Consider the following 25365-nt stretch of genomic DNA (forward strand, 5'->3'; position numbering starts at 1 on the left):
TAAGATTTTTGATAAATAATCACTTCCCTCAGGAAATCTGAAGGAAGTGATTTTTAAGATTTTGATTAATAACCAGGATTCTGTGAAGAATATCCCACAGATTGCTGAATAAAACTTGATGGTATTGGCCATAACTCGTGTTTTCCAACAATAAAAGTTTTTCCATTAGGAAATTGTGCACTCTTATCTGCTGCCATTGCTGCTTCAGCTTGTCCAGTTCTAACAAGATCAAACCATCTATCATGCTCGAAAGCCATCTCAACTCTTCTTTCTTTCCAAATAGCAATTTTAACATCAGCTTGAGATACTGCTGGAGTGTCGCCAAGATTAGCTCTATGTCTCACTTGATTTAATAATGGAATAGCAGCACCTGTCTGACCTAATTCATTTAACGCTTCCGCTTTCATTAACAATACCTCTGCATAACGTAAATATCTAAGGTTTGTATCCGTGAATTCTAGATTGTAAAAAGCAGAAGAATATGCTTTATAATTGTACATAGGATTACTTACAGTTGAAGCAACTACTCTACCATCATACAAAGTCGAACCTCTAAAAATAATAGTAGCTGCACGTCTAACATCTCCAGGTTCGTAAACATCTGCTAAACCTTGTGTTGGTGTATTGAAACCCCAACCCCATCCACCAGCACCACGAGGTGCTTGTGAAACGGTATAATTTCCAATACCAAACCCTGGAGCAGTAGGTGAACCAATACCATTAATTTCGAAAATTGATTCAGAACCAAATTCTCCTTCTTTTTTATATTGTAAAGAATAATCAGAAACTAAAGAATAACCTGTTACTTTATCACAGTTATCAATTACAGCTTGCCATTTTTTCTGATATAAACTTACTTTTGCTAATAATGCATAGGCAGAACCTTGAGAAACTCTCGCTACATCTGAACCTGAATAAGCTGATTTTAAAGGAAGAGCCTCTATAGCATCTTTTAAATCTTTTTCTATAAAAGCATAAACATCTGCAACTGGTTTACGAGTTAATTGCATTTCTTTATCTGCTTGAGAAATTGGAACTGGAGATAAATGATCTACAATAGGCACTGCTCCATAACCTTTTACCAATGTAAAGTACATGAACGCTCTTAAAAACTTAGCCTCACCAGCAAGTCTTGTTTTTAAAGATGGTGTAACCTGATCTAATTTAGGCAACATTTCTAATGCCTGATTAGCTCTGTTAATACCTGCATAATTATAATCCCAAATACTTTGAAATGACGGTGTTGAAGCATTAAAAGTTAAAGCATCCAAAACATCCTTATCTGTACCTGTATCTCCTGGATCAGAACCTTTGTCTGCATCGTCGGTCATAATACTGGTTACTCCGTTCCATGCAAAAGAAGACATATCCCAAGATAAGAATGTATTATAAACTGCATCTACCATTGACGTAGCTCCAGCATCGCTATTAACTTGCGCAGGCTCTCCAGGTACATTTTTTGTTTGATCTATATCTAGAAAATCATTCGTACATCCAGACATACATAATGCTGAAAGCACAAAAAATGATATATATAACTTTTTCATAATATTAAAATTTTAAATTAGCCCCAATAACAAATGTTCTTAATGCTGGGTAAGCATCTAACTCAACACCCTGAGTTCCTTTAACTAAATCTCCATCTCCCAATACCTCAGGACTAAATCCTGAAAACTTTTGAGTAATAAATGGATTCATAGCATTTACATAAATTCTACAGTAGCTTATAAAACCTTCCTCTTTAATAGGCAGTTTGTAACCTAATGTTATGTTATTTATTCTAAAGAAATCAGCTGACTCTAAATAATAAGTTGATGCAACTGGAACTTGATTAAATGGAGCTGGGTTTGTACCTGTTTTATTTGCTTCAGTCCACACATTGTTTAATAAAGAAGTTTCTACATTTTCTCCATAAAAACGTTGTGCTTTTTTTCCGTTATAAACTTTCGCTCCCCCTGTTCCGTACCCATCCACTGAAAAATCAATGTTCTTATAATTCAATCCTAGAGTAACACCATAATTTAAAGTTGGTAAAACTGAACCTACATATTTCCTATCTCTAGTTTTATCTAAATCTGGACTACCTTGAACAACTTTGTCTCCATTTGCGTTATAGTACAACATTTTTCCATTGTCAGGATCAATACCGGCATATTCATACATATAAAAACTTCCTAAAGGATGACCTACTGATGAATTATCCAAAATTTTCGTAGTCTCCCCATTACCTAATGAACCTCCATTGATTGTAGCCAATTCTACATCTTTAAGGCTAGTTAGCTCATTTTTATTATGAGAAAAATTCCCTCCAATCCAATAACTCAAATTATCATTTATTTTGTCATCCCAACGTAATGAAATTTCATAACCTTTATTAGAAACTTCACCCACATGTGTTGGAGATTCAAGTGTAATACCCGAAGATGAGTAAGGTTTCGAATTCAATATTGCATTTGTCGTATTTTTATTATACCAGTCAAAAGTTCCTTTTAATCTATTGTTAAATAATTCAAAATCTAAACCAGCAGAAGTCTCTTCAACAATTTCCCATCCTAAATTAGGATCTATTTGTGCAATAATACTTTGACCAGTATTACCATTGTAATCTAATCCTGAACTAAAATATGCTCTATTTAGTGGCACTTTTTGGTTTCCTAATTTACCCCATGAACCTCTTAATTTTAAAAGGTCAAGCCCTTTCACATCAGATAAGAAACTTTCTTTAGTTACAATCCATCCTAATCCAACAGATGGGAACGTTCCCCAACGATAGTCACTTGAATAGTTAGAAGAACCATCACGTCTAATTGTCCCTGTTACTAAGTATCTATCCATTAACTTATATTGAAAACGTCCAAAATAAGAAGCTAATCTTTCTTGATTTTCATCAACAGCTTTGTAATTTGTCACCCCTCCATTTTGTGCATATGGATAATTATCAAGTGCCCAAAAATTACTATTTGGATTTACGTTTTTAATATCTGCAGTCGTTTTACTTCTTGTACCTCTCACATTAGCTTCGATACCAGCTGTAACTTCTACATCATGAATTTCTCCGAAAACTTTGTTATATGTAAAATAGTTTGACAAATTCCAGTTGAAATAATCATCTGTATTTCTTGTTAAAGTATTTTTATTAGAGCTTTTATCATAATTTGCAGCATCTCTAGTTGGATCTGCAGCTAACCATGTTGCAATATTATCAACAAAATTGTATTGTTTATATGTGAAATATTCTCCATTAAATTGTGAAGTAAACTTTAATGATTTTACAATATCCCAATCCAATTTTAATCCCCCCTGAAGAACAATTGTTTTTTGCTGTTCATCATTTAATTCTAAAGTAGCTACAGGATTTCCTACTGAATTAAATGAGTCGCCTGTTTCACCTACAATTCCATTTTTCACAAATGGAACACCATATTTTCCGTCAGCATAACGAACTGGAACTAATGGAGATTGTCTGTAAGCAGAAGTAAATGCACTCAAAGGTTTTGGTGTATTTTTTATCGAGCTTACACTAAAATTTTGGCTTAATTTTAATTTTTCAGAAATTTTGTATTCATTATTACTTCTAAAAGTCGTTCTTCCATAATCCGTTCCATTTAGAATCCCTTTTTCTTCATAATTACCCACACTGAAAAAGTACTTTACGTTTTCTGAAGATCCAGAAAGAGAGATATTATTTTGAGTATAAGTCCCTGTTCTTGTAATCTCATCCATCCAGTTAGTGTTATAAGCTTGATTTTCTGAAAATCTTCCTCCTGGAAACTGAGCACTAAAAGCAGCATTGTTATACTGAATATATTGATCAGCATTAGCCATTGTAACCTTTTTTAAAGGTGTTCTGATACCAACATAACTGTCAACATCAACAACAACTTTTCCTTTACCTGTTTTCGTAGTAATCATGACAACACCGTTTGCCCCTCTAGTTCCATAGATAGCAAGAGCAGACGCATCTTTCAATACTTCATATGAAGTAATATCATTTGTATTGATATTATTAATGTTATCCGCTGGCATACCATCAACAACATATAAAGGATTTCTTCCTCCTAATGCTGTACCAACACCTCTAATTACAATAGATGGTGTACTTCCTGGCGCGTCTGATGTAGCCACCTGCACACCAGCTGCCTTACCTTGAATGGCTTGCGAAGCATTGATTACTTTCATTTTGGTAATTTCTTCGGACTTAATTGAGCTAACCGCCGAAGTATTATCAATTTTCTTTCTTGTACCGTATCCAATTACAACTACTTCTTTTAAAGCAGTATCACCTGCTTCTTTTAAGGTTATTGTCATTGGTGCGGCAGTAGCCGGTACAGAAACCGAATCAAAACCTAACATAGAGATTTTTAAAATATCTCCAGGTTTTGCATTAATTGTAAAGTTTCCGTCGAAATCTGCATCTGCAGTTGCTCTAGCATCAGCTGAAGCGATAATTGCTCCTGGAATTCCCATTCCATTACTGTCTACTACTTTTCCTTTAATTGCTTGAGCTTGCCCCATCATATAGGTAGGCAGCAGCAAGAGCGCTAAAAAGCTAAAAATAAAATTTTTCATACAGTACGTAATCGTTTAAGTTAGTAGAGCCAAATTAAGCAATTACAACGTTGTAGTACATCAATTACCACTACAACATAGCTACATCAATGTGTTAAAATTTTATCTTATCATTATGATTATCAATACCATAAATATTAACAAAAATCGTTTAACATAACATTATGATGTAGTAATGATGTATCGTAATTATATAAAAAATGATATGGAAAAATATAAATTCTGTAAAAAATAAAATGGAATCTTACAGAGTTAATAAAAACTTTGATAGGTTTTCGTCCTGATTAAGGTTTAGCTTCTTTCTAAGACGATATCTGTGTAATTCTACACCTCTAAAAGAGATATTCATCATCGGAGCAATTTCTTTAGAAGAAAGGTTCATTTTAAGGTAAACACATAGTTTAATATCCTTTGGAGTTAGATGCGGATATTTTTTTGACAGATTAATAATAAACTCATTATGAATTTGGTTCAAATTGGTCTCAAATGTCTCCCATTCGTGTTTATTTACTTCATTAATCTTTATTGCTTTTCTAATTTCATTTTTAAGTTTACTAAAGTCTTTTTCACTTTCCAAAATACCTTGAATTTTATCAATCATCTCGGTTTGTTTGGCAATCGACAATGACTTGCCTGCTACTTCTGAAGATTTTGCCTGCAATTCTAATTCTAAAATGTGTTTTTCGTATTCTTGGATATTAAGTTCGTTTTCTTTCTTCAATTCCATTTCAAGAATTTCTTTCTGATGTTTTAATTCCTCGGCCTGCAATTTTAGCTTCTGCATATAACGAAGTTTGTTCCATTTATAATAGAAAAATAAAACTGCTCCAACAACAAGAAAATATAGTAGAATCATCCAAAAAGAAAAATACCACGGTTCGGCAACTTTAAATTTATAAGACGAAACTTTTTCATAAGTTGCTCCGTCGTGTTTATATATTTCTGCCGTATGATACCCGCTGCTTAAATTATTCAAAACAATCAATCCGTCTGAAATTGGAATAAAATCTTTTTCTTTATCTAGCTTGTAAAATAAATTAGGTTTACTTGCTCCGTAAATTCCAGAAATAACATTAATCTGCAATTCGGTGTTGAATTTGATTTTTTCTTCATCAGGGATTAAAACATTGTTGCTAAATGCTTCAACTTTTACTCCTGAATTTTGTTTATTTTCATATTGCAGCTTAAGAGATATAAATCCATCATCCAGATTAAACAAGTAATAATTGTCTTTTTTGAAAATTCTTAGATTCTCGTTAATCAATTTTCCTTTATAATATTTCTCCTGAATAATATTCCAGACAAACTTGTTTCCTTGAGCATAGATATGATATAAGATTCCGTTTTGCAAAACCATAAAATGATCTTCATCTATCGAAACAACATCTGTCACATTTCTAAAATTTGTATTGAACAGCTCATTTTCTTCCAATTTATTAGATATAGAATTGTACGTATACCAAGAGTTATTAATTAGAAAAAGGATTTCTTTTCTAAATTCAAAAATCTTTATTCCAAAATCGTTTTGTATTTTGCCTTGCTGTGTGACATTTTCAACTTTTAATGTATTATAATTATCATCTAGCAAAACACGATACAAACCTCGATAATTATCGGCTGCCCAAATTTCATTTTTCTTATTTTGAGCAACATATTTTATAGGTTTTGCGAGATCTTTGATAATCTTATAATGAGACATATTTGAAGGATCATCATAAACCAGAATACCACTATAGGTAGATTGAAAATAAGTATTATTAATGCTGCTTTTAGACATATTCCATCCCCCACTGACACCATTTATTTTCGTCAGAGTATTATTTTCGTATGAAAAAGTGCCATCATTATGACCAATAATATATTTTCCATCAATTAGAGAAATATTCCAACCCTGACCTTGCGTATTAGGCATCATATTAAACTTTCCAGCACTGTACTCAAAAATTCCATGATTGGATGCAATTAAATATCCTTTATTAATTGTTGCCACAGCATATACCGATCCTAAAAGTCCTGAATTATCATAAAAGAAAGAAATAGGAGAATTAACCTCGACATGTGCAATACCATTATCTAAACCAACCCATAAATCATTTTCTTTATCCAATCCTATACTCAGAACCGAATTGTTCATTAAAACATTATTGCGTTCGATATTTTTATAGGTGTTGTTTTTTAAATCTAAAATGAAAATTCCGCGATTTCCAGTCCCAATAATCAGCTTATCATTTTTAACAAATTTAGCGACATTGATGGTTGCTGCTTTTAAAGTTTCATTTATTGGATGTTCCCAGCTCCTTAGTCCATTTTTTTCTACAATGAAAACACCTTTTTTCTGTGTAAAAATATAAGTTGTGTTTTGAACCTTTTCGATAGCATGGACGACTGTGTTTTTTAGAATATCCCATCCTTTTGGATTGGCAATATATTTACCGTTCATTTTGTAAATTCCATCTTTAACCGAAGCAACGTATAAATTTTTATCTACACCAAAACAATACGAAATAAGAAAAGGGAACTTAATTTTCTTAATTGTTTTTCCGTTATAAATAAAAACGTCATTAAATGATTGAAAATAAAGTGAACCATTAAATCTGAAAATTTTCCAAATTTCCTCATTATCTTTTTCATCAAATAATCTGAGATTTTTGGTAATCGAAACATAATGCATAGTGCCGTCTTTTCTGTACCAATAACCAAATTCTTTATAGGAACCTGAGTATATTTTGTCTCCTTCAATCAGAATTGATCGGATAATTGTTTTGTTCGGAAGTGTATATTTCTCCCATTTTACTCCGTCGTAACGAAGCAAATAGTGATTATTAGCAAAATACATGGCATTATCATTGCCTTGTACAACATTCCAGATTTGATTATCTCCCTGATAATCAGATTTGCTATAATTTTCTACAAAGGGAAGTAATTCTTGTGCCTGAAGCTGTAAAGCGATGAAAAAGAAGAAAACGGATTTAAAAAGTATCGATTTCAAGATATTCGGATTTATACCTCAAAGATACTCACAAATATTTAATTATAAAGCCATAAAAAAGCTCCCTAAAAGGGAGCTATCTTATAAAAACTTACTTATTTAATTCTAAAATTAAAGTCAATATGCTAATTAGTAAACATAATGGTGAATAATATTTTGTGTCATTAACACCAAACTGCGATTTTTTGTGTTTTTTAAAGAACCCAACATAGTTAAATTCTCCGATCGCTCTTAAGGCAAATATCGAAATTATGAACCAAAATCCGTATTTATCGATCCATACTGGTAAAGTTAACTGTATAAATCCAAATTTTATCAAATATAGAACCCCAAAAAGCAACGTCCCAACTGCCACGACAAAACTCGAAATTGGTCCTGGTGTAAAAAGCGGTGTTTCATCATCTTTTGTAGGAACAGCTTCCTTGCTTCCCCATTTTCTGCCAAAACCCCAATAAAAATGAATTCCTGAAATGGTGGCAAAAATTAAAAACAGCAATAGCGAAATAATACTCATTTTAAATAATTTAGCAAATTAGTTATTTAATAACTGAAAAACCTGATTTGCAATTTCGTATTCTTCATCAGTCGGAACTACCAAAACTTTTACTTTAGACTTCTCTGAGTTGATTTCTCTTAATTCTTTAGAACGGATCTGATTTTTAGCTTGATCAATTTCAATTCCGAAATAATCCATGTCTGTACAAATCAAATTACGCATATACGATGAGTTTTCTCCAATTCCTGCAGTAAAAACAATTGCATTCAATCCGTTTAGAGCTGCAACATAAGCCCCTATTGTTTTTCTAATTCTATAAGCATTCATCTGTAATGCTAAGAGACAATCTTTATTTCCTTTTTCGGCTTCAGCTTCAATGTCACGTAAATCACTATAACCCGTAAGGCCAAGCATACCGCTTTGTTTCAATAAAACAGCATTTACCTCATCTGGAGTATAACCTAAATTTTTAATCATATAAAAAACAACAGACTGGTCAATATCACCTGCACGGGTTCCCATAATTAAGCCATTTGAAGGAGAAAATCCCATTGAGGTATCAATACACTTACCATCTTTAACTGCGGCCATACTACAGCCATTTCCTAAGTGGATTGTAATTATTTTAGACTTATCTACTAAATAATTAATTGCTTTCTCAGAAACATATTTATGGCTTGTTCCATGAAAACCATAAACACGAACTTTATTTTCTGTCAAAAGGTAATTCGGAATTGCGTATTTATATGCTACTTCTGGCATAGTTTGATGAAATGCAGTATCAAAAACAGCAATTTGCTCTGCCGAACTGAAAATTTCTTCTGCCACATTAATTCCTTCTAAATTGGCAGGATTATGCAAAGGAGCCAACTCAAAAAGCTGTTTGATTTTTTCTTTAACTTTGTCATCAATTTTTACTGTTGCGCTAAAATCGCTTCCACCATGCACCACACGATGACCAACAGCAGCAATCTCTGAAGTAGATTTAATTACTCCTTTTTCAGGGTCCAAAAGCATATTAGCCACTTTCTGCAAACCTATTTTATGATTGGGAATTGGAAGTGTTTCTTCTCGTGAAGCAACAGCTGTTTTAAAAGTAATATTTGAAGTTTCTAAACCAATTCTGTCAATCATTCCAGAACAGATTACTTCGTTTTCTGGCATTATCATCAATTGGTATTTAATTGAAGAACTCCCTGAATTTATAATTAATATTTTCATTTTTTTTAAAGATTCTAAGATGCTAAGTTTCTAAGGTGCTGAGTTTTCTTAAAAGACTCAAAACTTTCTGTTTTTGTTTCACAAATTTATAGTTAATAAAAGTGATTTATAAAGCAAATTATAATTAATTAATCATTTACCATTAACAATTCACAATTAACTACATTCCTTGAGCCTGAATGGCTGTAATTACGACTGTATTGATAATATCATCAACAGTACATCCTCGGCTTAGGTCATTTACTGGTTTATTTAAACCTTGTAACATTGGTCCAATTGCCAAAGCTCCTGTTTCTCTTTGAACTGCTTTGTAAGTATTATTTCCTGTATTTAAATCTGGGAAAATCAATACGCTGGCCTGTCCTGCGACTTCTGAATCTGGCATTTTGCTTTTTCCAACGCTTAAATCCACCGCAGCATCATATTGAATTGGGCCTTCAATTTTTAAGTCGGGTCTTTTTTCTTTTACAATTGCTGTTGCAGTTCTTACTTTGTCTACCTCATCTCCTTTTCCTGATGATCCAGAAGAATAAGAAAGCATGGCTATTTTTGGTTCAATTCCGAATGCCAAACTTGATTCTGCTGACGAAATTGCAATTTCTGCCAATTGTTCTGCTGTTGGATTTGGATTAATAGCGCAATCTCCAAAAACAGAAACTCGATCTTCTAAACACATAAAAAATACTGAAGAAACTACAGATGAATTAGGTTTGGTTTTAATGAATTGTAGTGCTGGTAAAATCGTATGCTGTGTAGTGTGAGCCGCTCCAGAAACCATTCCGTCTGCATGACCTTTATACACCATCATGGTTCCGAAATACGAAACATCTTCCATTAAATCTCTTGCCATTGTAATACTTACGTTTTTAGCTTTTCTAAGCTCATAGTACGTATTAGCATAATCCTCATACATTTCAGATTCGATCGGGTTAATAATGTTTACTTTAGAAAAATCAAATGTAAGTCCAAGCTCTGCGACTTTACTTTCGATTTGTTTTTTATCTCCAATAATCGAAATATCTACTACATCCATATCCAGTAATCTCGATGCGGCTGTAATAATTCGGTCATCATTTCCTTCTGGCAACACAATATGTTTTCTATGCTGTTTGGCTCTTTTAACCATGTTATACTGAAACATTTTTGGCGTCATACCTTCCGGCTGAAAAGTAATCACTCTTTGCGATAAAGCTTCAATTTCGACGTATTTTTCAAAAGTATTAATTGAGGTTTCAATCTTGTGTGTATTGTTGGCGTAAATCTCCGATTTTATAGAACCTATTTTATTTGTAATATGGTAAGTTCCTCCATCTACAGCAATAATCGGAACAATAGCCGAAAGCCCTTCAATAAGCTTTAAAATACTTTCCTCTGGAACAATATTTCCTGTCAAGATAATTCCTGAAATCGTCGGATAATTTGCCGATTCATTAGCTTGTAAAGCTCCTAAAATAATATCGGAACGGTCTCCAGGTGTAATTACCAAAGCATTGTTATGCAAATGCACCAAATAATTATGAAGCTGCATTGCTCCAACACTGTAATGTCCGATTTCGTTATTCAAATAATTTTCCCCAAACAAAACTTTGGCATTCAATTCATTTACAATTTCCTGCATGGTCGGATTATTCAAACTCGAAATAAGCGGAATTGTATTTATCAAAACATTGGATGGCAAACTTTTCTGCAAACTTTTAGTCACCAGTTCAATATTTTCAGGCTGTACTTTATTAGCAAAAACAGATAAAACTTCAACCTCTTTTACTTTGAAAGAATCGTAAACGAGATATAAACTATCTAAAAGTTCTTCTAAAGTCTTACCAACTCCTGAACCGACAATTATGGTTGGAATTCCGAGGTTTTTGGCAATCAAAACATTCAAATCTAATTCGATAGAAGTTCCTTCTCCCGTAAAGCTTGTTCCTTCAACCAAAACAAAATCAAAACGTTCTTCTAGTTTTTTATACTTCTCGATAATTAAATCTAGGACCTCTCCTATTTTCCCTTTGTTCTTTTTCTTAATTAATCTGCTTTTGGTAATAGCATAAGCATCTTCAAACGCAATATCAAGGTTAAAATACGACAAAACAGTCTCGATATGATTATCTACCTCACCATCCACAAAATCTTCGATTATAGGTCTAAAATACCCTACTTTGGCCGTTTTACCAATTAAGATGCTCATCAAACCGAGCGTAATAATTGATTTCCCACTATTATGGTCGCTAGTGGCAATATATATTGCTTTACTCATAATTATTTATATTTATTCTAAATAACAAAATTACATAAATCCTAATTCCTCACAGCTGTAACAAACGTTAAAACCAGCGTCTTTTTTTGAAATAGATAATTAGGGCTATTACCAGCAGAAACATAATACCCATGACCACAAAATAGCCGTTTTGGGTTTTAAGTTCTGGCATGTTTTCAAAGTTCATTCCGTACACTCCAACAATAAAAGTAAGCGGAATAAATATGGCCGAAATAATGGTCAGCGTTTTCATGATTTCATTCATTTTTCGGCTTTGTTCCGAGAAATAAAAGTTTGAGGCACTTTCTAATGCGCTCATATCCGATTCTACCTGTTCCAAAAGTTCCAGGCTTTTTTGATGTAGCCTGATAAAGAAATTAAATGTTTCTTTCTGGATTAAGCCGTTTGATTCATCATCATCTTTAATTGTTTTTAGATAATAAAGTGAATCTCGAAGCGGTACAATAGAACGTTTTAAAAAATTAAAATTATCTCGATGATTTTCAATTTTTTCAAGAATAACAGGATGCGCTCCTTTTTTAGCCTGATTAATTAATTCTTCGATTTTATCTTCTTCATCTTCAATAGTGATATAGAAGTTTTCCATTACAGCATCAAGCAATAAATAAAGAAGATAATCTACTTTTTTAGTTCTAACAATTCCTGCATGTGTGCGAAGTCGCTCTCTGATATGCGTAAAAAAATCACTTCGTTTTTCCTGAAAAGAGATTAGAAGTCCATCTTTCAAAATAAAACTGATTTGTTCGACACTAAGATTGTCCGAATACTCAGAAGGTAAAAGCGATTTTATGTTGAAGAATAAAACGTTTTGCTGTTCTTCTAGCTTAGTTCTTTTAGTCGTATTTAATATATCGGCTAAAAGAAAATCATCAAGTTTAAAATGAGCACCAATCGTTTTAATAAGATCAATGTCATTTAAGCCATGAATATTTAACCAATTGTTTTTAGTATAATCAAAACAAGAATTTAGAGCCAAGACGGTAAACTTATCGTATTCAATAACATCGGCATCATCGTATACAAAAAGCTGCATTTCGGTCTCATGCTCTTTATGTGAGCCTGTATACTCTAAAGTAATGTGTTGCAGCTTGCGTCCTTTCTTGTATTTGATCTTTCTCATTCATGAAAATTTACAATAGTAATATTACGAAAAAGATTCCGAACAGGAAATGACAATTATCAGTTTGTGAAAAACCTCAATTTAGACGAACTGTGGTGCGTATCTACATTAATTGATACAAACAAAAAAACCGAGCCATTTCTGACTCGGTTTTCATATTTAATTGTAAAGACGCAATACGTCTTTACGGAGTAAATTATTTTACTTCTTCGAATTCAACGTCTTCAACGTTATCTCCAGAAGACTGCTCTTGTTGTGGAGCAGCTTGTTGTCCTTCACCTCCTTGAGCGTACATTGCTTCTGTAGCTGTTTTCCAAGCTGCATTAACATTGTCTAATCCTTTTTGGATTGCATCAAGATCTTGAGATTGGTGAGCCATTCTCAATTCAGTTAAAGCATATTCGATAGCTGTTTTTTGATCGTCTGTCAATTTATCTCCTAACTCTTTCAATTGAGATTCAGTTTGGAAAATAGTACTGTCAGCTTCGTTCAATTTCTCAGCTCTTTCTTTTGCAATTCTGTCAGCATCAGCGTTAGCTTCAGCATCTTTTTTCATTTTTTCGATTTCTTCAGCTGTTAATCCAGAAGAAGCTTCGATACGGATATCGTGAGATTTTCCTGTTCCTTTATCAGTTGCAGAAACTTTGATGATACCATTAGCATCGATATCGAAAGTTACTTCGATTTGAGGAACTCCTCTTGGTGCTGGTGGAATACCATCTAAGTGGAAACGACCGATAGTTTTGTTATCAGCAGCCATTGCTCTTTCTCCTTGTAATACGTGGATTTCAACAGATGGTTGAGAATCAGCAGCAGTAGAGAATACTTGAGATTTTTTAGTTGGGATAGTTGTGTTAGACTCGATTAATTTAGTCAATACACCACCCATAGTTTCGATACCTAAAGAAAGAGGAGTTACGTCAAGTAACAATACATCTTTTACATCTCCAGATAAAACTCCACCTTGAATAGCAGCTCCAATAGCAACAACCTCATCAGGGTTAACACCTTTAGACGCTTTTTTACCGAAGAATTTTTCCACTTCGTCAGCGATTCTTGGCATACGAGTAGAACCTCCTACAAGGATTACTTCGTCGATATCAGATGTAGATAAACCTGCATCTTTTAATGCTTTAGCAACTGGTTCCATAGAACGTTTTACTAAAGAATCAGATAATTGCTCAAATTTAGCTCTAGTTAATTTTTTTACTAAGTGTTTTGGTCCAGAAGCAGTAGCAGTTACGTATGGTAAGTTGATTTCTGTTTCAGCAGAAGATGATAATTCAATCTTAGCTTTCTCAGCAGCTTCTTTCAAACGCTGTAATGACATTGGATCTAAACGTAAATCAATTCCTTCTTCAGTTTTGAATTCGTCAGCTAACCAATCAATAATAACTTGGTCAAAATCATCACCTCCTAAGTGAGTATCACCGTTTGTAGATAATACTTCAAATACACCGTCTCCTAATTCAAGAACAGAGATATCAAAAGTACCTCCACCTAAATCGTAAACAGCAATTTTTTGATCAGTTCCTTTTTTATCTAATCCGTAAGCAAGTGCAGCAGCAGTTGGCTCGTTGATGATACGCATAACTTTAAGACCAGCGATTTCACCAGCTTCTTTTGTAGCCTGACGCTGAGCATCGTTAAAGTAAGCAGGAACAGTAATAACTGCCTCAGTAACTGTTTGACCTAAATAGTCTTCAGCAGTTTTTTTCATTTTTTGAAGTGTCATTGCAGACAATTCTTGTGGAGTGTATAAACGTCCATCAATATCCACACGTGGAGTATTGTTGTCACCTTTTACAACACTGTAAGGAACTCTTTTTGCTTCTTCTGTAGTTTCAGCAAAAGTGTGTCCCATAAAACGTTTAATAGAAGCAATCGTTTTTGTAGGGTTAGTTACTGCTTGTCTTTTTGCAGGATCACCTACTTTAATTTCTCCACCTTCAACAAAAGCGATGATAGATGGTGTAGTTCTTTTTCCTTCTGCGTTAGGGATAACAACTGCTTCGTTACCTTCCATTACAGAAACACAAGAGTTCGTCGTACCTAAGTCAATTCCGATTATTTTACCCATTTTTTATATATTTAATTTTTGATTTTATTTTAATAACTCAGGTGGCATAAGTCAATCTTTGTGCCAATATAAAAAACCAAATAAAATTGTCAGTTTTCATGTTGACACATTAAAAATCATCTGACAACATGACATTTTGCGTCTCTGACATGCATGGCATACTTACATAATCATGTCATTATTAATTAACTGACATAAGCAAAATGAGAGAAACGTTTTATAATTTTAAGAATATCTAAAGATTTTACAAATTCTAAAGTCAAAGAAAATGACAATTTGTATATCTGATTTGCCAAAACCGAAAATAGAGTTTATTTTAGTCGCATACACACTACAATAGTTTAGATGCCATGTGGAATTTTAATAATTTGTATTATAAATGATATTTAAAGCAGAAATAATAAATCAACCATATTCGGGAGAGTATAGTGAAAGAATTTTCGACAATGAAAACTCATGGAATTCTCAAAGTTGGACATTTATAAAGTTCACAAATGATGACTATACAGAGTGGTGCGGTCATTTTCGTGGATTTCCGAGAGAAGTTGCGATTTCGATAATCAGAAATATTGTTTTAGTCTTGACTACTGATTACTTATTTCAACTTGACAGAGAAACAGGAAATTTGATGGATTATGAGGATCATCCTCAATATCAAAATCTGACAGTTGCACCGAATGGAGATTTTATTCTTGCCGACAATTACGACTTTGAAAAAGTTACAACAAGCATAAAACAAAAATCCCCTATTGAAAGTCCAATACAAATGGATTTAATTGAATTTAAAAACTGGGAGAAATCAAAGCTTGAATTTACATGTAATGAATTATTAAACTGGGACAGACATTTAATAATGATTTACAATAGTGAAACTAATAATATTGAGATAAAAAACAACCAATAACAGCATTTAAAATCATTTTTTCTAATCGTCTTAATACAAACCAAAATAAATCTAGCACATTTACACAATGGAAAACTACAGCATTATCATCTTTATACTTGCCATCGTAATAGGACTATCTGCTTTTGCCGACAAAGCCAAACTTCCCTACCCGATTCTGCTTGTAATTGTTGGAGTTGCCATCGGATTTATTCCAACAATCAATGAAATCGAAATCAATCCCGAAATCATTTTCCTTATTTTTCTTCCTCCGCTCTTATATGATGCTTCTTTTAATATTTCGCCTAAACACTTCAAAACCAACATAGGTACAATTAGTTCACTCGCAATACCATTAGTTTTTTTCACGACCTTTTGGATCGCCGTAGTTTCCCATTATATGATTCCCGGCATGACATGGCCTTTATCATTTGTACTGGGAGCTGTACTTTCAGCCACCGACGCTTTAGCTGCCATAAACATTACAAAAGGACTCGGAATACCTCAAAAAACTTTAACCATACTCGAAGGCGAAAGCTTAATAAACGACGCCTCTGCATTAGTTGCCTATCATTTTGCAGTTGCTGCCGTTATGGGTGCTACTTTTATAATCTGGAAAGCCGCTTTTCAATTTGTTTTCTTATTGGGAGGAGGTTTTTTGGTAGGTGCGGTAATGGGGAAAGTATTAGGAATCATACTAAGAACGGTTAGGAACAACACTAATGTCGTTGTTAGTTTTATGCTTTTAATGCCTTTTGTCACCTATCTTGTTGCTGAACATTTACATGTTTCTGGAGTTATAGCAGTTGTTTTCTTAGGTTTGGCAATGGCACGTTTAAGCAGTAAAGTTTTTCCTGAGCACTTAAAAAACAGTTCTAAAAGCCTTTGGGACGTTATTATCTTTTTACTCAACGGATTAATTTTTATCTTAATCGGACTCAATTTCAGATACGTTTTAGAAGACATAGAAAATAACATGATTTTGCCTTATATTGGTTATGCAGTGATAATAACAATTGTGGCATTACTCACGAGAATGGTCCGTATATTTCTTCAAAAAATAAACCTTCAGAAAGCCTTTAGAAATAATGACAAGAAAAAGCGAAAAGTAAGCGAAAATGCTCTTCTTGACTTCGGAAATAGCTTAATTATAAGCTGGTCAGGAATGCGAGGCATTGTTTCGCTGGCTATTGCAATTGGATTGCCAAAATTCTTAGAAGATGGAACGCCATTTCCGCTTAGAAATGCTATTATTTTCATTTCTATTGCAGTTGTACTTCTTACCTTAATTGGTCAAGGATTAACGCTCCCATGGATTGTCAAAAAAATAAACGAAATAGAAGAAAAAAGAAAGCTTAAAAATTAAACTCAAAATATATCTAACCAACCAGTCTAAACCAAAAACAAACCATGGAACAAGAATTAAAAAGCCATTTTGATGAATTTGAAAAACCAGAAATAATAAGACGCAAACTTCTGCCTTGGTGGATAAAAGTTTTCTGCTGGATTTTTATGTTTATGGCTATATGTGCAATAGGCTCTCTTATTACAAATCTTTTTGTTCCAAACGTAAATTTATCTCTTTACGGATTCTCAACCGATACAGCCTATTCTGGAACTGGAATTTTTATAATTTCTATTATGGTTTTAAAAGGATTTGCAGCATATTCTCTTTGGTTTGAAAAGCCCAACGCCATTATGATTGCCAAAATAGATGCCATAGTTGGAATTGCAATATGCATTGCTTCTCTCTTTATACTTCCTTTTAGTACAGGAAAAGATCATTTTTCTTTTAGATTAGAAATTCTGCTATTAATTCCATATTTCATGAAAATTAATAAAATCGAATACGAATGGGACAATCTTGAAAGTATTTAAAAATAGACGTAATTTTATAACCGTGAATTTTTGTTTAATTTAAAACTTAAAAAAATGACTTCAGAGATTCTTTCGACAACCCCAGATTCAGAAATTGTTACCACACGTATTTTGAATTTCCCTCAAGAACTTGTTTTTAAAGCATGGAGCAATCCTGAACATTTGAAAAATTGGTGGGGACCAAAAGGCTTTACTAATACGTTTCATGAATTTGATTTTCGCGAAGGCGGAATATGGAAATTTACCATGCATGGCCCAGAAAGAGGAAATTTTGAAAATGAATGCGAATTCATCAAAATTGACAAACCGAATCTAATTGCATGGAAACGTCATTCTAAACCACTTTTTCAAATTCTAACAACATTTGAAGCCATTTCTGAAAATGAAACCAAAGTCGTTTTCAAAATGCTTTTTGAAACCGAAGCAGAATGCCAGAAACTAAAACAATATGTAGTCGACAAAAACGAAGAGAATTTTGATAAGCTGGAAGTTGAATTATCGAAGATGAAATGATAAAATAAATTATATCATAATTAATGAATTGAGGATATGTGCAGAGTTTATAATATCATTGGATGTCTTAATACTTTACAAATTCATTTAATTAGGTCTCAAATTGATGATTTTCACACATTGAATGAAGTAATTAATTTTCGTAAAAATTATAAAATCAACGAAGAGGAAATTATTTCAACCCACAAATTATTGATTGAAGAGGAAAAAATAATGCTCGAAAAAGATCTTTCCGAGTTACATGATACAATTCCGCAAAAGAAAACTGATCTGTCAATTCAATTACGACAAAAACTTGACGATCTTAATCAAAAAATTGATAATCTTCCCGAGACAAATTCTAAGATTATTCCAACAATCAAAGACTATTGGTACAATCTTATACTATGCTCACAATTTTGGTCTGCACAGCTTAAATTTCATTACGAAGTTTACCTTTTTAATCGCCAAGTAAAAAAACTGTATTTGCAAAAAAGCAAGCGCTACGAATATGTTTCTGCTAATTTTCAAGATGCTGTAAACGAAAGCAGTCTCGATGCTCTAAAAACATTTCGATTGAAAAAAGAACTAATCGAAAATCTTAATAATACCATTTACGGCGCAATTGGCGAACAAAAAGTAGAAAACACTTTAAAAAAACTGTCTGATGAATACATTTTAATAAATGATTTTTGTTCCACTTTCAATCCTCCAATTTACAATAAACGCAATAATGACCGAATTCACACCATACAAATTGACCATCTTTTAATTTCACCAGCTGGAATTTTTTTAATTGAAACAAAAAATTGGAGCGAAAAATCAATAAACAATCCAAATTTACGATCTCCCGTTGAACAGATTCTTAGAACAAATTTTGCACTATATATTCTTTTAAATAATGAAATTGGTCTCCTAAAAAACAATTTTCTTCAGCATATTTGGGGAAACAGGAAAATACCAATCAGAAACATTATTGTCTTTACAAACAATAAACCAATTGAAGAATTTCAACATGTAAAAATTACCACATTAAACGAATTGCTTCCATATATAAAAAGTTTTAATCCAAATTTTGCAAATGATGAAATTGAAATGATTGCCGATTTTCTACTTAAATTTTCTGAACAGAAAAAAAATTATTCTAAATTAGAATTGGGATAAAAAGTTTTTTCAAACTCAATTAGAAATAAAAAAAAATATGCATGCATAGTAATTTTATAATTTTCTTTTATTTTTTATTCGTAATTTCGATTTCTCATTAAAATTACAATTATAAAATGGCTTCATTTGTAAAAGAAATATCTTTCCGTTGGTCAGATCTTGACCCTAATTTTCACGTTCGTCATAGTGCTTATTACGATTTTGGTGCACAGCATCGTATCGAAATCTTAGAAGAACTAGGTTTAACTTTAAAAGTAATGCAGACACAAGGTTTTGGTCCTGTTTTATTTAGAGAAGAATGTGTTTTCAGAAAAGAATTAAAGCTTTCAGACAAAATATTCATTCATACTAAAACTTCAAAAATGAAAGCCGATGCTTCACGCTGGTCTATCATTCACGAATTTAGAAGAGAAGATGATACACTTTGCGCAACGATTACGGTTGATGGCGCATGGATGGATACCAAACTTAGAAAATTGGCTTCTCCAACACCAGAAATTGCAATTCAAGCTTTGAGCATTTTCCCGAAAAGTGATGATTTTGTTGGGCTATAAACCAGAAAATCTTAATCTTATAAAAAATCCCAAAAACAATTGCTGATATTGTCTTTGGGATTTTTCTCTTAACCAAACTTTATTTTTAATTTCGTTATTCAAACTTTAATCCAAAATTTACTCTTTCAAAAGTAGTACTGCATGAAAAGGCAAATCGTCCGACATTAACGGTTCCGAAAATCCCACCAAACGAATGTCCAGAATAAAATCCTCCCGCTGAAAATCGGCGAACCTGGTATTTTAAAGCGATATCATTTACTCTCGAACTCAGCTGTCCAAAAGCAATTATATTTGGGATAATTTCATAACTCCCAAAAACTTTGGGAACAAGTTTCTTATAATAATCAAAACTTTCGTCAGTATCATAATCAATTATTGACGAATGTAAATTTTCTAAGTTTCCACCAATATAGGTATTTTCAGAAAAATGCCATGAGATGCTAAAACCTGTAAAAGTTCCCTCGTAACCACTTCTAGAATCGACATATCCTATGCCAATTGTAGCTCTAAATTTATCGCAAATCTTTCCGATATAACCCACATAAGTACGATCGATTTTAGATTTGTCAATTCCAGCACCAAAAATGATGTCGTCTTCACACATTGTAAGAGCGTACTGAAAATAAGCTGAATATTGATCTTGGTTTGCCGCGACGACACTTCGGCCTTTGTCAAGATCTATATTGGCAGAAATTAAGGTTGAGTTTATAACAGCGAAGTCAAAAGTATTGAGTTCTTGGGCAAATGTGGGGACTGTGAGCAGGAGCAAAAGTATTGTTTTTTTCATAATACTATCATTTAAGGCTTACAACATTCTTACACTAAATTACGTCCTATTTTCCTATTAATAAAAGAAGTCCTTTGAAGTGCTCCATTATTCGTTAAAATACAGTATTTTCATAATCAGCATCATTTAATCGATAAAATTTCAACAAAACATCGATTATTAGCATTAAAAACAAGAAAATCATTTCAAACTCTTTTTTTCTGATAACTTTAAGATTTTAGGCTTTGTTTTAAAAATGGTTCCGTTTAACTTTATAAATCATAAAAACAATGCCTTCTAAAATGAAAATCCTAAGACTATTATTCATACTTATTCCCTGCTTAAGTTTTGCCCAACAGGGAAATATAAAAGCATTAGATATTAATTTAAGTAATTACGAATATCCATTTCCTGTTCATTTTATCGAGTTGAGCAGTCAGCGACAGTATCTAAAAATGAGTTATATGGATATTATTCCCGAAAACTATAACCAGAAAAATGTCGTTTTACTGCACGGAAAAAACTTCAATGGCGCTTATTGGGAAACTACAATTAAAGCACTAACAAAAGAAGGTTATCGCGTAATTGTTCCAGACCAAATTGGTTTTGGAAAATCGTCAAAACCAGATCATTTTCAATACACTTTTCAGCAGCTGGCAGAAAACACCAAGAAACTCTTAGATCATTTAGGAATTAGCAAGGCGACTATATTAGGACATTCTATGGGCGGAATGCTGGCAACACGTTTTGCATTAATGTATCCGGAAACTACAGAAAAATTGGTTCTAGAAAACCCGATTGGTTTGGAAGACTGGAAATTGGTTGTTCCGTACAAACCAGTTGACTGGTGGTACGAATCGGAATTGAAACAGAACTACGAAGGCATTAAGCAATACCAAATGGCAAATTATTATGACGGAAAATGGAATACCGATTATCAAAAATGGGCTGAACTTGGCGCAGGCTGGACAACTGCACCCGATTATGATCTTGTGGCTTGGAATTCGGCTCTTTTGTACGATATGATTTTTACACAACCCGTTTTGTATGAATTTAAAAACATTAAATGCCCAACATTATTGATTATCGGAACAAGAGATAAAACGGCCTTAGGCAAACCATTGGTTTCTGAAGAAGTGAGAAAAACAATGGGAAATTATGCCGAGTTGGGTAAAAGAACCCAAAAAGAAATTCCGAACTCAAAATTGGTAGAGATTCCAAATACAGGACATTTGCCACATATCGAATCTTTTGATTCATTTATAAAAGCATTAATTGTATTTTTGAAATAGTTTATTAGCCTCGACTCGAGCGATAGCGAACAGGCGAAGCAATTCACAAATTATATTTTTTAGAATAAAATTCGTGAATTCGTGGCAAAATCAACAATCTAAAATCTAAAAATCAACAATCTAAAATTAAAAATATGTTTACAATAGAACAAATAAAAGAAGCTCATTCAAAAGTAAAAACGGGCGCAGATTTTCCTAATTACATTCAAGATTTAATAATTCTGGGCGTGAAAGGATATGACACTTTTGTACATGACGGAAGCGTTGTTTACTATGGATTAAATAATTACACCGCAGCTGCAGAAGAAAAATATCCTGAAATAAAAGTAGCCGATTTTCCTAACAAAGAACTTTTTATAGAAAATTTGGTAAAACACCAGCATGGAGAAACCGATTATATGACTTTCTGCAAGCACTGTGCACAAGCTGGAATTGCAAAATGGAGAGTTGATATTGTGGAAATGACTTGCACGTATTTTGACAAATCTGACAATGAAATTTTAATCGAAAAAATTCCAGTATAATTCCCTAACCATTTATGACTATTTTTAACCAAAACCACCAAACCTATTTTAAAAAAAGCCTTTTATTAATTCTTTTCCTTGTTTCATCTTTTGGCTTTTCGCAAAATAAAAAAGAAAATCCGAAATTTAAAGTCATTGCTTTTTATACAGCAAAAAACGATCAGGCACATATTAGTTTTGTACATGAAGCCAATAAATACTTTCCAAAACTAGCAGAAGAAAATCATTTTCAATATGATTCAACTAGCAATTGGGATAATTTGAATGCGAAGTTTTTATCTAAATATCAAGTCGTTTTGTTTTTAGACACACGACCTGAGAAAAAAGAACAGCGTGACGCCTTTCAAAAATACATGGAAAATGGTGGCGGTTTCATCGGATTTCACTTTTCGGCATTTGCTTTAAATAATTCGACTTATCCGCAAGATTGGAATTGGTATCACAATACTTTTTTAGGTTCTGGCGAATACGGAAGCAATACTTGGAAACCAACTTCGGCAGTTTTAAGAGTAGAAAATCAGCATCCTGTAACTAAAAACCTGCCTAAAACCTTCTCTTCGGCTCCAAACGAATGGTATAGATGGTCGAATGATTTGACTAAAAATCCTGATATCGAAATTTTATTAGCAATAGACGAATCTAGTTTTCCTTTAGGAACTGGTCCAAAAGCACATGAAATTTGGCATAGCGGTTATTATCCAGTTGTTTGGACCAATAAAAAATACAAAATGCTGTATATAAATATGGGACATAATGATATTGATTATGAAGGAGGAACAAACAAAACCTTATCGCACACTTTTGAAAACAAAACACAAAGTCAATTAATCCTGAATGCCTTGCTTTGGCTTGGCAATTCAAAGAAAAAATAAAAAATGTCAACTACCCTATCTCCAATAATTTCAACTCAAGAATTAATTGCAAATTCTAAAATCATTTTAGTTGATGCTAGAGCCGGCGCGAATACTTTTGAAAATTATCAAAAAGAACATTTGAAAGGCGCTCGTTTTGTAGATTTAAATCGCGATCTGGCTAAGATTCCAGAAAATCCAGTAAATGGAGGAAGACATCCTTTACCATCTCCAGAAGATTTTTCTAAAGTACTTTCTTCATTAGGAATTTCACCTTCTGATCATGTTGTCGTATACGATGATAAAAACGGTTCTAATTTCGCTGCTCGTTTCTGGTGGATGATGCGCGCCATTGGACATGAAAAAATTCAGGTTTTAAATGGCGGTTATCAAGCTGCGATTCAAGCAGGTTTTCCAACCAATTTTGGAATTGAGACTTTTGATAAAACAACATATCCTTCTCAAAAATGGAAATTGCTTTTAGCCGATATCGAAGAAGTCGAAAAAGCCCGCAAAAACGATCAAAATATTGTGATCGATGTTCGTGATAAAAATAGATTTGATGGCTTGGTAGAACCGCTTGATTTAATTGCAGGACATATTCCAGGAGCTGTTAATGTTCCACTAACGGAAAATCTGAATGAAAACGGATTCTTTAAACCAGCAGATGAATTGGCTGAAAAGTACAAAGCCGTTTTAAAAGATAAAAAACCAGAAAATACAATCGTACATTGCGGTTCTGGCGTTACAGCCTGCCATACGTTATTGGCGATGGATTACGCTGGACTTCCAATTCCGAAATTATATGCTGGTTCTTGGAGCGAATGGTCAAGAAACGACCGCGAAATGGCAACACAAAAAACAGAATAAAATATATTTTTTTGCGACAGATTAAAAAGATTCGAATGATTAATCTTCTCTAATCCTTATAATCTGTGGCTAAAAAAAAATAATACAAATAAAAATTACAATGCAACATTGGGATATACTTTTATCAAATCAGGTAAATAAAAGGAAATTAATAGAAAATATATTAAACGGCGAAGCAACTGGAGAATTAGCTGTTTTTAACAATCAAAAAGGAATACTGTTTTCTGATATTGCGATCGAGAAATTTATAGAAAAAGAATTTCAATACGACAGCGTTGAAGCTTCTCCAGATTCGCACAGACAACTTCGAACTTTTTCTTCTGGCGAACGAAAAAAAGAGTTTTTAAAATACTGTATCAATCAGAAACCGGATTACATTATTTTCGACAATCCTTTTGATCATTTGGATCAAGCTTCACGAATTGTTTTAGCCAATTCGTTAAAAGAGCTAACCCATGATATTGCGATTATTCAGCTTTTAAACCGTACGGTAGATGTGCTTGAATTTGTACCAAATAAAGCTCAAATTAAAGACAATACATTCGAATTGCATCCATTTAAAAAAGCCGAAAATCATTTCAAAACACTAAATACAACTGCAATTCCTAAAGCAACAGAAACTCATACTTTTCCAGAAGACGAATTAATAAGACTTGAAAATGTTTCAGTTAGTTATGACGAAAGAAAGATTCTCAACAACATTTCCTGGACAATCAAACAAGGTGAATTCTGGCAGTTAGTTGGTCCAAATGGTTCTGGAAAAAGTACTATTTTGTCTTTGATTACAGGAGACAATCCGAAAGGGTTTGGACAGAATTTATTTTTATTTGGAAGAAAAAAAGGAACTGGCGAAAGTGTTTGGGATATTAAAAAACAAATCGGGATTTACGCTACTTCTATGATGGATCTGTTTCAGAAAGGCCATACGGTTGAACAGATGATATTATCGGGATTCTTTGACCAGATCGGATTGTATACAGAACCTACAACACATCAAAAAAATATTGTAACACAATGGCTTGAAGTAATTGAAATGACACATTTGCGTAAAAAACGTTTTATAGATCTTTCTATCGGACAGCAACGTGTTGCATTAATTGTTCGTGCCGTTTTAAAACATCCGCCTTTATTGATTCTAGACGAACCTGTAGAAGGTTTAGACGACGAAAATGTAGATTTGGTAATTCAGCTTATCAATACCATAAAACAAGAAACAAACGTCTCTATACTTTACGTTTCACATCGTATTGAATCGGGCCTTGCTCCTACTTCTGTTTTTGAACTTTTACCATCTGAAACAGGTTCAATCGGAAAAATAAAATAGCAATCAGAATTAAATTA

20 protein-coding genes are annotated in these 25365 nt (G+C 33.0%); 11 read left to right on the forward strand and 9 right to left on the reverse strand.

Going from position 1 to position 25365, the window contains the following annotated elements:
* Positions 1-65 precede the first annotated feature (65 nt).
* The 8 genes from LPB248_RS02665 to dnaK all read right to left on the reverse strand — a co-directional run bounded on the left by LPB248_RS02665 (position 66) and on the right by dnaK (position 14750).
* Positions 66-1547, reverse strand: coding sequence for a RagB/SusD family nutrient uptake outer membrane protein (locus tag LPB248_RS02665; protein ID WP_177210058.1), 1482 nt, complete (start codon positions 1545-1547; stop codon positions 66-68).
* Positions 1548-1551: 4 nt separating this feature from the next.
* The gene (locus LPB248_RS02670) at positions 1552-4569 is read right to left on the reverse strand and encodes a SusC/RagA family TonB-linked outer membrane protein (protein ID WP_177210059.1); all 3018 of its coding nucleotides are present in this window, start codon (positions 4567-4569) and stop codon (positions 1552-1554) included.
* 244 nt (positions 4570-4813) lie between these two features.
* The gene (locus LPB248_RS02675; RefSeq protein ID WP_177210060.1) at positions 4814-7558 is read right to left on the reverse strand and encodes a LuxR C-terminal-related transcriptional regulator; all 2745 of its coding nucleotides are present in this window, start codon (positions 7556-7558) and stop codon (positions 4814-4816) included.
* 91 nt (positions 7559-7649) lie between these two features.
* Positions 7650-8072, reverse strand: a complete 423-nt coding sequence (locus tag LPB248_RS02680; RefSeq protein WP_177210061.1) for a DUF3995 domain-containing protein — start codon at positions 8070-8072, stop codon at positions 7650-7652.
* A gap of 18 nt (positions 8073-8090) precedes the next feature.
* Positions 8091-9275, reverse strand: coding sequence for an acetate/propionate family kinase (locus tag LPB248_RS02685; RefSeq protein WP_177210062.1), 1185 nt, complete (start codon positions 9273-9275; stop codon positions 8091-8093).
* A gap of 160 nt (positions 9276-9435) precedes the next feature.
* On the reverse strand, positions 9436-11529 hold the full coding sequence (gene pta, locus LPB248_RS02690; RefSeq protein ID WP_177210063.1) for a phosphate acetyltransferase: 2094 nt from the start codon (positions 11527-11529) through the stop codon (positions 9436-9438).
* A 67-nt stretch (positions 11530-11596) separates the two neighbouring features.
* A complete protein-coding gene (gene corA, locus LPB248_RS02695; protein WP_177210064.1) occupies positions 11597-12670 on the reverse strand; it encodes a magnesium/cobalt transporter CorA in 1074 nt (357 codons plus the stop codon).
* Between the two features lie 196 nt (positions 12671-12866).
* On the reverse strand, positions 12867-14750 hold the full coding sequence (gene dnaK, locus LPB248_RS02700) for a molecular chaperone DnaK (RefSeq protein WP_177210065.1): 1884 nt from the start codon (positions 14748-14750) through the stop codon (positions 12867-12869).
* A 379-nt stretch (positions 14751-15129) separates the two neighbouring features.
* On the opposite strand from dnaK, the gene LPB248_RS02705 reads away from it, so the two are divergent.
* The 6 genes from LPB248_RS02705 to LPB248_RS02730 all read left to right on the forward strand — a co-directional run bounded on the left by LPB248_RS02705 (position 15130) and on the right by LPB248_RS02730 (position 19721).
* Positions 15130-15654, forward strand: coding sequence for a hypothetical protein (locus LPB248_RS02705; protein WP_177210066.1), 525 nt, complete (start codon positions 15130-15132; stop codon positions 15652-15654).
* A gap of 67 nt (positions 15655-15721) precedes the next feature.
* Entirely contained in the window at positions 15722-16999 is a 1278-nt protein-coding gene (locus LPB248_RS02710) for a Na+/H+ antiporter (RefSeq protein ID WP_177210067.1), read from the forward strand.
* Between the two features lie 44 nt (positions 17000-17043).
* Entirely contained in the window at positions 17044-17511 is a 468-nt protein-coding gene (locus LPB248_RS02715; protein WP_177210068.1) for a hypothetical protein, read from the forward strand.
* Positions 17512-17565: 54 nt separating this feature from the next.
* On the forward strand, positions 17566-18024 hold the full coding sequence (locus tag LPB248_RS02720; protein ID WP_177210069.1) for an SRPBCC family protein: 459 nt from the start codon (positions 17566-17568) through the stop codon (positions 18022-18024).
* 36 nt (positions 18025-18060) lie between these two features.
* On the forward strand, positions 18061-19167 hold the full coding sequence (locus LPB248_RS02725; RefSeq protein WP_177210070.1) for a nuclease-related domain-containing protein: 1107 nt from the start codon (positions 18061-18063) through the stop codon (positions 19165-19167).
* A 116-nt stretch (positions 19168-19283) separates the two neighbouring features.
* Positions 19284-19721: an acyl-CoA thioesterase gene (locus LPB248_RS02730; RefSeq protein WP_111366488.1), complete on the forward strand. Its 438-nt coding sequence runs from the start codon at positions 19284-19286 to the stop codon at positions 19719-19721.
* A 94-nt stretch (positions 19722-19815) separates the two neighbouring features.
* On the opposite strand, the gene LPB248_RS02735 is transcribed toward LPB248_RS02730, so the two are convergent.
* Positions 19816-20508 carry a hypothetical protein gene (locus LPB248_RS02735; RefSeq protein ID WP_177210071.1) on the reverse strand — a complete coding sequence of 231 codons (693 nt, stop codon included), beginning with the start codon at positions 20506-20508 and terminating at the stop codon, positions 19816-19818.
* Positions 20509-20789: 281 nt separating this feature from the next.
* Here LPB248_RS02735 and LPB248_RS02740 point away from each other — a divergent pair, with 281 nt between their 5' ends.
* From LPB248_RS02740 to LPB248_RS02760, 5 genes are all read left to right on the forward strand, one after another.
* On the forward strand, positions 20790-21779 hold the full coding sequence (locus LPB248_RS02740) for an alpha/beta fold hydrolase (RefSeq protein ID WP_177210072.1): 990 nt from the start codon (positions 20790-20792) through the stop codon (positions 21777-21779).
* A gap of 134 nt (positions 21780-21913) precedes the next feature.
* The gene (locus LPB248_RS02745; protein WP_177210073.1) at positions 21914-22303 is read left to right on the forward strand and encodes a DUF1398 domain-containing protein; all 390 of its coding nucleotides are present in this window, start codon (positions 21914-21916) and stop codon (positions 22301-22303) included.
* 14 nt (positions 22304-22317) lie between these two features.
* Positions 22318-23175, forward strand: coding sequence for a ThuA domain-containing protein (locus LPB248_RS02750; RefSeq protein ID WP_177210074.1), 858 nt, complete (start codon positions 22318-22320; stop codon positions 23173-23175).
* A gap of 3 nt (positions 23176-23178) precedes the next feature.
* Positions 23179-24024 (forward strand): sulfurtransferase, encoded by an 846-nt coding sequence (locus LPB248_RS02755; protein ID WP_177210075.1) that lies wholly within the window; start codon positions 23179-23181, stop codon positions 24022-24024.
* A gap of 100 nt (positions 24025-24124) precedes the next feature.
* Positions 24125-25348 (forward strand): ATP-binding cassette domain-containing protein, encoded by a 1224-nt coding sequence (locus LPB248_RS02760; RefSeq protein ID WP_177210076.1) that lies wholly within the window; start codon positions 24125-24127, stop codon positions 25346-25348.
* The last annotated feature ends 17 nt before the right edge of the window (positions 25349-25365 follow it).

This window comes from Flavobacterium sp. LPB0248 (assembly GCF_013388355.1).
In the GTDB taxonomy this organism is placed as follows: domain Bacteria; phylum Bacteroidota; class Bacteroidia; order Flavobacteriales; family Flavobacteriaceae; genus Flavobacterium.